Annotated in this window: 2 protein-coding genes; both read left to right on the forward strand. The window is 71.4% G+C overall.

All coding sequences use genetic code 11. The features are described from left to right. The coding region (locus tag ACZ3HV_RS44525) for a Mu transposase domain-containing protein (protein WP_465693949.1) at positions 1 to 636 on the forward strand (636 nt) is incomplete at its 5' end. Continuing rightward, positions 633 to 1,430, forward strand: a complete 798-nt coding sequence (gene istB / locus ACZ3HV_RS44530; RefSeq protein WP_465693950.1) for an IS21-like element helper ATPase IstB — start codon at positions 633 to 635, stop codon at positions 1,428 to 1,430. The genes ACZ3HV_RS44525 and istB, both read left to right, overlap by 4 nt. Positions 1,431 to 1,501: the final 71 nt, after the last annotated feature.

The following is a 1,501-nucleotide window of genomic DNA, read 5'->3' on the forward strand; positions in this document are numbered from 1 at the left end:
GTGCACCGCGACTACCACGTCGAGGTCGCCAAGGCGCTCTACTCGGTGCCGGAGCAGCACCTCGGCCAGTACCTGGACGCGCGCGCCGACTCCGAGCTGGTCAAGCTCTACTCCACGGCCGGGGCCGGGGCCGGTCGGCTGGCCAAGACCCACCCGCGGCAGCCGCCAGGCGGCCGGTCCACCCACCGAGACGACCTGCCCGAGCACAAGGCCGGGTATGCGCTGCGGGACCTGGCCCGGCTGATCGCGGCCTGCGCCTTGCACGGCCAGAACGTCGGCATCTACGCCGAGCGGCTGCTCGACGACCCGCTGCCCTGGACGAGGATGCGCAGCGTCTACCGGCTGCTCGGCCTGGTCCGCCGCTACGGTCCCGACCCGGTCGAGGCCGCCTGCTCTCGTTCCCTGGACCTCGACGTCGTGTCGGTGTCGAAGATCGCCGCGATGCTGGCCAAGGCCACCGAGCGCGAACAGCCGGCCCTTCCCGCCGCGAGCGGCTCACCCTCGGGCCGGTTCGCCCGCGATCCCGGCGAGTACGCGATGCGCGGCGGGGTCCAGCTCACCCTCATCCCCGGCGGCGCAGCCACACCGGCCGGCACCAGCCCCGCCGGCACTCACCACGAAGGAGACCACCAGTGACCACCACTACAGCGGGACCGCTCGACCCGGTCGGGGCCGACCTGACCCGAACGCTGAAGGCGCTCAAGCTCGGCCAGATGAGCCAGACCCTGCCCGAGCGGCTCGCGCTGGCCCGGCAGCAGAAGATGAGCCACGCCGCGTTCCTCGAGCTCATCCTGGCCGACGAGATCACCCGCCGCGAGTCCCGCTCGGCGATGCTGCGCGCCCGCACCGCCGGCCTCGACCCGACGATGCGCCTGGACACCTGGGACGAACTCGACGACCTCAGCTACGACCGGGCCCTGCTGTCGGACCTGACCAGCCTGCGGTTCACCGAGGCCGGCAACGGGGTCCTCGTCCTGGGACCGGTCGGGGTCGGCAAGACACACCTCGCGTCCGCGCTGGGCCACATCGCGATCCGGCGCCGCCTATCGGTGCACGCCGCCCGCGCCGACAAGCTGTTCACCCGGCTCCGCGCCGCCCGGCTGGACAACACCCTCGAGGCCGAGATCCGCAAGCTCGCCCGCGTCGACGTGCTCATCCTGGATGACTTCGCACTGCGCATGCTGGACGCCACCGAGACCAACGACTTCTACGAGGTCGTCGTCGAGCGGCACCGCCGAGCCAGCACCATCGTGACCTCGAACCGGGAGCCGTCTGAGTGGCTGACCATGATGAGCGACGCGCTGCTCGCCCAGTCGGCCGTCGACCGGCTCACCTCCGGCGCGCACACGCTCGTCATCGAGGGCCCCTCCTACCGGCAACGCCACCCCCACCGGCGCGTCACCGTTGACCAAGAGGACCAAGACCGGTGATGCTCACTCACACCTCCAGGTGGTCCCATGCTCGTGGCAACGAGGTGGTCCCATCACGCTGGCAAGCGACA

This window comes from Kribbella sp. NPDC020701 (genome assembly GCF_055562215.1).